We start from the raw sequence: 7,512 nt of genomic DNA, 5'->3' as shown, positions 1-7,512 counted from the left end.
CTGGCTGCAAATACGGCATACTCGGCATTCCCGCTGCTTGCCTTCATGTTCGCCAAAGACAAATATCTGCCCCATGCCTTTATGGTCCGCGGAGACCGACTGGGCTTCTCTAATGGTATTATTTTTCTCGGTGTGCTATCAGCATTGCTCGTTGCTGCGTTCCACGGAAATACAGAAAGCCTGATTCCGCTCTATGCGGTAGGGGTATTTATCCCGTTCACCTTATCCCAGCTGGGAATGATGGTGCATTGGTTCAAGGATAAGCCTAAGGGCTGGCAGGGTAAATTCGCGGTCAATACGGTGGGGATGCTTACTACCCTTACGATTACACTGATTTTCATTATTACGAAATTCTCAAGTGTCTGGATGGCTTTCATCTTCCTGCCGGTTGTTATGATCGTATTCCACCGCATTCACGGCCATTATCTGAATACGGCAGATCAGCTGCGCATTTGTCTATCTACAGATAAACCGTGTATCAAGGGCAGTACGGTAGTGGTCCCAGTCGCGGGTGTTACACGAGCCGTGCTGCATTCAATCAGCTATGCGAAGTCTTTGACCGATAATGTGGTCGCTGTATATGTAGGTTTTGATGAAGAAGAGATTCATAAGATGGAGCTGAAGTGGGAGGAATGGAATCCGGGCGTGCGCCTGATTGTCCTTCGTTCCCGATACCGCAGCATCATCCGTCCGTTAGTGAAGTTTATCGATACGGTGGAGTGGAAGACAGCCTCGACGGACCATATTACAGTACTGATTCCACAGTTTATCACTAAGCATTGGTGGCAGGCGGTTCTGCATAACCAGACCAGTTTGTTCATCCGCTCGTATTTAATGAATCAAAAAGATATTGTTGTAGCGACAGTACCTTATCATTTGCACAAATAGACAGGTACTTGTAAGCACACGGCTGTTTCCGTATTTCACGGATGCAGCCATTTTTTTTGATTTAATCCGGTTCTGATTCTCAGTATACAGGTAGGGAAATTATTATTATGTTGACATGGATAATGAGAATCAATATCATTTAAAGAGTTAAGGTGAAGGAAGTCCAATAACCTTTGACCGAAATGGATATATATACAGGAGGGGTATTAAATGTATTTGTTTGATAAAAAGAAATCCGGGAGTATGAAGCTGGCCTTGGCCGGTCTCCTAACAATGACAGTATTCTTGTCCGCTTGCGGCAATAACAACAACAGCAATGCGGCAAATTCAAGTGCTGCACCTGCTGCAACGGCTGAGGCTACCGCTGCACCGACAGAAACCGCCGCTCCGGCTGTAGAGAAGACTGTGACCGACGCTATGGGGCATAAAGTAACTGTGCCGGCAAATCCACAGCGTGTACTTGGTTCTTATCTGGAAGACTATCTGGTAACACTTGATGTAACACCAGTAGCACAATGGTCCGTGTCGAACGGGATTCAGGATTACTTGTCCGACGCGCTTAAAGATGTGCCTACGATCAGCTACGATCTTCCGCTGGAGGCTGTAACCAGCTTCACACCGGACTTCCACATAGTCCAGTCTGAGGGCAGCGTACAGAACGGTTTATATGATCAGCTGAACAAAATCGCACCTACCTATGTACTGGGCGATGAGATCAGCAAGGACTGGCGCAAAACGCTGCTGACAATCGGTGAGCTGCTGAATAAGACTCCTGAGGCTGAACAAGCGATTGCTGAATACGACCAGAAGGCTGCGGACGCAAAGGAAAAAATTACAGCATCATTTGGTGATAAATCTGTTGCCATTCTATGGCTGGTGCAAAAGAGCTTCTTTATTGTGGATGAAACACGCAGCAGTGGCGCTGTATTGTACGGCGACCTTGGCTTGAAGCTTCCTAACCTTGTAACAGAGATTCCCGCTGACTCCAGAGCCACCTGGAATCCTATCTCACTTGAGAAATTGGCTGAACTGACTGCGGATCATATCTTCCTTGTTAACAGCGATAAAACGGATGCATCAGAAATTTTGAACGGTCCCATCTGGAAGGGGATTCCTGCTGTTAAGGCAGGAAATGTTACCGAGCTTAGTTCATCCGGCAGCTGGCTCTACAGCGGTGCTTATGCTAACTCCAAAACGATTGATGATGTACTTAGCGCACTTGTAAAATAAGTGAGCTGAATATTTCTTTAGCCGCCGGAGAAATGTGCAGGTTCTTATACTTTCGGGTATAAGGCCTGCATCTTTTTTAGCAAAATTGTGAAAAACAGAACAAATTTTTCATGAGATCCGTGGAGTCTTGTACATGTTTCTTTTATTTGCGATAATGAGAATGATATACAGTATCAATCAAATGAGATTCGTTATCATCAATAACTTGAATTTAATCCATTAAGGGGAAGACTTATGGCCGCATCTACACATTCTACAGCTAAATCTTCAAAGATGGATGGAGCGATGCCGCTGAAATCCAGACCGGCTGCGGCAGCTTTTATTGTACTTTTCGGACTTGCAGCAATGCTCTTCGGACTGGCGCTTTCCGTTTCGGTAGGTGCGGCAGATATTAAGCTGGCGACGGTCTTGGAAGCTGTATTCAGGTTTAACCCGGATCTGCAGCAGCATCAGATTATCAGGGAGCTGCGGATTCCCCGCGCACTGGCAGGCGCCTTAGTAGGAGCCTGTCTTGCCGTGGCGGGAGCAATTATGCAAGGGATGACCCGCAATCCGCTGGCAGACTCCGGTCTGCTTGGTCTGAATGCCGGTGCCAGCGCAGCTTTGGCATTAACCTTTGCCTTTGCGCCTGCGTCGTCTTTTCTTTACATCATGTTGCATTGCTTCATCGGTGCTGCAGCTGCTTCTATCCTGGTATTCGGGATAGGCTCACTTTCCCACAGCGGTCTGACGCCTTTGCGGCTGACCCTGGCCGGCGCAGCCGTAAGTGCGCTGTTACTTGCCATAAGCCAAGGGGTTGCAATTCTGTTTCATCTCTCCCAAGACATTGCCTTCTGGATGGCTGGCGGCATTGGAGGGGCTAATTGGACCCAGCTTAGAATCATAACGCCATGGATTGCAGGGGCACTTACTCTTGCAATGATGCTCTCGAGGTCAATCACCCTGCTAAGTCTGGGCCGGGATGTAGCAGCTGGGCTGGGGCAGCGCACAAGGCTAGTACAATTTACCGGGATGATTGTCGTCGTAATTCTGGCAGGGGCGGCTGTTTCGACAGTAGGACCTATCGCTTTTGTCGGGCTGATCATACCGCATATAACACGATATCTGATTGGTGTGGATTACCGGTGGATTCTGCCTTGTTCGGCGGTGCTGGGAAGCCTTCTGATAATTTTTGCCGACATTGCGGCCAGACTTATCAATGCTCCTTATGAAACTCCGATTGGCGCATTAATTGCTGTTATCGGCGTACCGTTCTTTGTATATTTGGCAAGCAAGCGGAAGGGGGAGCTGTAATGAGCCGATTCCTGACCTCTCCCGCAGTGAAGCCGCGACGCAGCCGAGATATCACCATAATATCACTGCTGGCTATACTCATAATTGTCATGTTTGTGATCAGCATGAATACCGGACTCATGCGCTTATCGCCGCTTGATGTCTTACATACATTGCTTGGCGGCGGAACTGAGCAGCAGAAGCTCATTCTGTTTGATTTCCGACTGCCGCGCATCGTGATTTCAATACTCGTCGGCGCAGGCTTTGCTGTATCAGGCTGCATTCTGCAAGGTCTGTCGCGCAATGCCCTGGCCGAGCCTTCCACACTGGGCATTAATGCTGGTGCGGGATTTGCTGTCATCATTTTTATCTCGTTTGTACCGGCTACAACTGCTGCTCATATTTACGTACTTCCGTTGATGGCACTGGTGGGAGCTGTGCTTACTGCAGCACTGATTTATGTTTTGACTTACCGCCGCGAAGACGGCTTATCACCCACCAGAATGATTCTGATTGGGATTGCAGTAGGAGCTGGTATCTACGCTTTCCAGCTGATTCTATCCTTAAGGCTGGACCCGCAGAATTTTCAATTCGTGTCGATCTGGCTGGCCGGTAAAATCTGGGGCGGAGATTGGCGGTTTGTCCTTGCGCTTCTGCCATGGATTGTTATTCTGGTTCCATTTGCCTTCTACAAGTCCCGGGTGCTTAATCTGTTGAGTCTCGGCGATCAGACCTCGGCTGGGCTGGGGCTGCCGGTGGAGAAGGAACGTATCCTGCTGCTGGCTTCCGCAGTGATTCTGTCAGGTACCTGTGTTGCCGTTAGCGGCGGCATTGGATTCGTGGGTCTCATCGCACCTCATCTGGCCCGCAGGCTGGTTGGTCCGAAGCATCAGGTACTGCTTCCGGCATGCGCGTTAGTGGGCGCTCTGCTGTTAATTACCGCTGACACCATCGCCCGGTGGATTCTGCAGCCCGCGGAGATACCAACCGGTATCGTTGTGGCGATCATCGGCGCACCGTATTTCTTATATTTATTAGCCAGATCGAAGGCCTGAAATAATAAAAATTCGTAAGGAGTGGAAATCATGTCAGAACGGTTGAACACAGAACAGCTAAGCATTGGGTATGCAGAGGCTACGATTGTTAATGGCCTTAATCTGTCGCTTCCGACTGGAAAAATTACGGCGCTGGTAGGGGCTAACGGCTCGGGAAAATCCACCATCCTCAAAACTATGGCACGGATTATGAAGCCAAAGAGCGGTAGTGTCATGCTGGACGGAAAGTCGATTCACACGCTGTCCACCAAAGAAGTGGCCCGCCAGTTGGCGATTCTGCCGCAGAATCCGACAGCTCCTGACGGACTGACCGTATCCGAACTGGTTGGGTATGGACGCTATCCGCACCAAAAAGGATTCGGAACGATGACGCCTGAGGACCGCAGTATTATCGCAAACGCGATTACAGTGACCGGGATGGAGGAGTTCCACGATCGCCCGATAGACCGTCTCTCCGGCGGCCAGCGCCAGCGGGCCTGGATAGCTATGGCCCTAGCCCAGCAGACAGATATTCTGTTCCTGGATGAACCGACTACCTTCCTTGATATGGCTCACCAGCTGGAAGTCCTGCAGCTATTGCAGAAATTGAACGAGGAAGAAGGCCGAACGATCATCATGGTGGTGCATGATTTGAATCATGCCTCCCGTTATGCACAGCATATGGTGGCGATTAAATCGGGTACGGTAATCAGTGAAGGGGCTCCGGCAGAGGTTATGACACCCGATGTTCTCCGCAAAGTGTTTGGTATTGAATGTGACATTGTTCCAGATCCGCGTACCGGCGTGCCCTTGTGCCTGCCTTATGAGCTTGCGGCCTCAAAGGCAGCTGGTTTGTAGATTCGGCTGAAGGTCAGGGAACAAAGGAGGAATTACAATGGACGAGGCACAGACGCAGGAACTCATAAAAGATTTTGGCAGCAAATTTGATCTTCATCCCGAAGTTCCAGAGGGTGTGATGTATTCTTTTGCCGCCAAAGAGCTGACCCGAGAAGACGGCATGAGGGCTTTTATAGAGTGCTACCGGCCAATCATTAAGGGGCTGGATAACAAAGTAGCGGCGTCTTACTTCGCCGGATCATTCGGGAACGTGGCGCTTGCCGTGCAGTACGCAATTTCTGTTTACTCCGCGATGCCAGAGGTCAGCTTGTCCAGCCTGTCGGTGCACCTCATTCCTGCTGAAGGGTATTGGCGGGTAGCCTTTTCCTTGGACACATGGACCTTCAGTCCTGCCCCTGAGGATTCTGAACAGCGGATTTCCTGGCGAAACGGCAGGTTAACGCAATTCTATCAGGAAACTGCAGCACCTCTGCTGAGTGTATTATCTAATGTCACTGGTCTTGGTCTTGGTGAGATTTGGGGACAGCTGCCAACCAAATTCAATTACTATATTGAAAGGCTGGCAGCCGGCAGCAATAGCGGCCTCATACAGACCGTACAAGCTGACTACAGGTATCTGACGGACGAAATGCCTGCTGCAGTATTTCAGCTTGCGAGAAATCCGTTTCACGTGAAAGTACGGAAGGTGGAAGCACTTGCCGATCCGGCTTCGACGGTCCAAATCCGCAACCGTTGCTGCCTTTACTACCGCACTGAAGGGGGAAGCTACTGCTATACTTGCCCCCGGCTGACAGAGGAAGAACGGGCCAAACGCAGAGCCGAATACCGTAACAGCACTGCTTCGGCGCAGGCTTAGATTATATTTTGTGAAATTGCCGCATAATTTATATAGGACAATTTCAAGCGAGGCTCCCGGTCATTGACAAGGGAGCCTGTTCGTTGTTACAGTTGTGGTTGCCGTAGTTAGGCACTGAGTTCTCGTTATCTTCTGGATAGATTATGCCATTCTTTTTCCTTCGGATATATGTAGATCATCATTTTCAGGTAGTTAAAGGAGCATGAACGATGAATATCAATAAAATTCAGGAAGATTTGCAGCAGCTGCTTCCGAGTGGAGTAGTTAGAAGCGGTGAAGTGCTGAAATCTTATGTGTTTACCCAAATAGGAGGCAAAGCGGACATCCTGGCTGCGCCTGTTTCGTATGAGGAAATCCGAACCATAGTTACATATGCACGCGAGAATCACATTCCGCTCACCATTCTGGGTAACGGCTCGAATGTCATTATCCGTGATGGCGGTATAAGGGGGATTGTCCTTCAAACCTCGGAGCTTAGCCAAATAGAAATTCAAGGAGAGCTTCTTGTTGCCCAGTGCGGTGCTAAGATTATTGATGTCTCTTATTATGCCCTCGAGCATCAGCTGTCAGGTCTGGAATTTGCATGTGGTATTCCCGGAACAGTAGGCGGAGCTCTGTATATGAACGCCGGAGCATATGGCGGAGAAGTAAAGGATGTACTGGAGAGTGCCCTTGCCCTTAACCAATCAGGTGATATGGTCACTTTGACTGGAGATGATCTGGAATGGGGGTACCGGCACAGCATCTTCGCCAGTGGAGAATATATTGTGCTGGAGGCGCGGTTTGCCCTGAAGCAGGGGGACCCGGCTCTGATCAAAGCATCAATGGATGAGCTTACCCATTTGCGGGAGTCAAAGCAGCCTCTCGAATATCCTTCATGCGGCAGTGTCTTCAAACGGCCGCCCGGGCGTTATGCCGGCCAGCTGATACAGGAAAGCGGTCTGCAGGGAACCCGGATCGGCGGTGCAGAGGTTTCCCGTAAGCATGCCGGATTTATTGTGAACGCGGATAATGCAACCGCAAGTGATTATATTGGGCTGATTCAGCACGTACGTGCTGCAGTTAAAGACAAATTCGGGGTTGAGCTGGAGACCGAAGTGAAGATTATCGGAGAAGAATAAATCAGGCCGCGGGGAATTCCCGCGGCCATTTATTACGCTTAACTCAGAGCAAGGGTGTATTTGGCACGGTCCGTCTGCAGCTCGACTTTGTCAGCTTCGATGTTATACAGCTTAAGACCGCTTACGGCGATTTCATAGCTTTGCTGCGGAAGCGGCACAAGATCACCATCAGCGTTCAAGGTGCTTCCCGAACCTCTCAAGATCAGCGCGTCACCCAGATAATCATCAATGGTATCCTCTGAATCCCGGTAAT

Annotated in this window: 8 protein-coding genes; 7 read left to right on the top strand and 1 reads right to left on the bottom strand. The window is 49.7% G+C overall.

The annotated features are described in order from the left end of the window. The 7 genes from AQR02_RS34160 to murB all read left to right on the top strand — a co-directional run. A partial coding sequence (locus tag AQR02_RS34160; RefSeq protein WP_245237372.1) for an amino acid permease occupies positions 1 to 888 on the top strand: 888 nt, incomplete at its 5' end. A 210-nt stretch (positions 889 to 1,098) separates the two neighbouring features. Beyond that, entirely contained in the window at positions 1,099 to 2,118 is a 1,020-nt protein-coding gene (locus AQR02_RS12645; RefSeq protein ID WP_054940801.1) for an iron-hydroxamate ABC transporter substrate-binding protein, read from the top strand. A gap of 234 nt (positions 2,119 to 2,352) precedes the next feature. Then, positions 2,353 to 3,411: a FecCD family ABC transporter permease gene (locus AQR02_RS12640; RefSeq protein ID WP_054940800.1), complete on the top strand. Its 1,059-nt coding sequence runs from the start codon at positions 2,353 to 2,355 to the stop codon at positions 3,409 to 3,411. Next, complete coding sequence (locus AQR02_RS12635; RefSeq protein ID WP_054940799.1) at positions 3,411 to 4,445, top strand: FecCD family ABC transporter permease; 1,035 nt, start codon at positions 3,411 to 3,413, stop codon at positions 4,443 to 4,445. The genes AQR02_RS12640 and AQR02_RS12635 overlap by 1 nt, the downstream gene beginning before the upstream one ends. Before the next feature lie 30 nt (positions 4,446 to 4,475). Beyond that, the gene (locus AQR02_RS12630) at positions 4,476 to 5,282 is read left to right on the top strand and encodes an ABC transporter ATP-binding protein (protein ID WP_054940798.1); all 807 of its coding nucleotides are present in this window, start codon (positions 4,476 to 4,478) and stop codon (positions 5,280 to 5,282) included. Between the two features lie 37 nt (positions 5,283 to 5,319). Beyond that, positions 5,320 to 6,138, top strand: a complete 819-nt coding sequence (locus tag AQR02_RS12625; protein ID WP_054940797.1) for a (2Fe-2S)-binding protein — start codon at positions 5,320 to 5,322, stop codon at positions 6,136 to 6,138. A 209-nt stretch (positions 6,139 to 6,347) separates the two neighbouring features. Then, the gene (murB, locus tag AQR02_RS12620) at positions 6,348 to 7,259 is read left to right on the top strand and encodes a UDP-N-acetylmuramate dehydrogenase (protein WP_054940796.1); all 912 of its coding nucleotides are present in this window, start codon (positions 6,348 to 6,350) and stop codon (positions 7,257 to 7,259) included. 38 nt (positions 7,260 to 7,297) lie between these two features. Here murB and ymzB read toward each other — a convergent pair. Further along, on the bottom strand, positions 7,298 to 7,512 hold a 215-nt coding region (gene ymzB, locus AQR02_RS12615; protein WP_483414277.1), incomplete at its 5' end, for a protein YmzB.

The sequence above is a fragment of the Paenibacillus ihuae genome (assembly GCF_001368795.1).
Classification (GTDB): Bacteria; Bacillota; Bacilli; order Paenibacillales; family Paenibacillaceae; genus Paenibacillus_AQ; species Paenibacillus_AQ ihuae.
Note: the sequence above shows the minus strand (reverse complement) of the source record. Positions and strands in the feature narration are given on the sequence as shown.

Coding starts and splice junctions, on each gene's coding strand:
- AQR02_RS12645 (WP_054940801.1), top strand. CDS start 1,099: ATGTATTTGTTTGATAAAAAGAAATCCGGGAGTATGAAGCTGGCCTTG.
- AQR02_RS12640 (WP_054940800.1), top strand. CDS start 2,353: ATGGCCGCATCTACACATTCTACAGCTAAATCTTCAAAGATGGATGGA.
- AQR02_RS12635 (WP_054940799.1), top strand. CDS start 3,411: ATGAGCCGATTCCTGACCTCTCCCGCAGTGAAGCCGCGACGCAGCCGA.
- AQR02_RS12630 (WP_054940798.1), top strand. CDS start 4,476: ATGTCAGAACGGTTGAACACAGAACAGCTAAGCATTGGGTATGCAGAG.
- AQR02_RS12625 (WP_054940797.1), top strand. CDS start 5,320: ATGGACGAGGCACAGACGCAGGAACTCATAAAAGATTTTGGCAGCAAA.
- murB (WP_054940796.1), top strand. CDS start 6,348: ATGAATATCAATAAAATTCAGGAAGATTTGCAGCAGCTGCTTCCGAGT.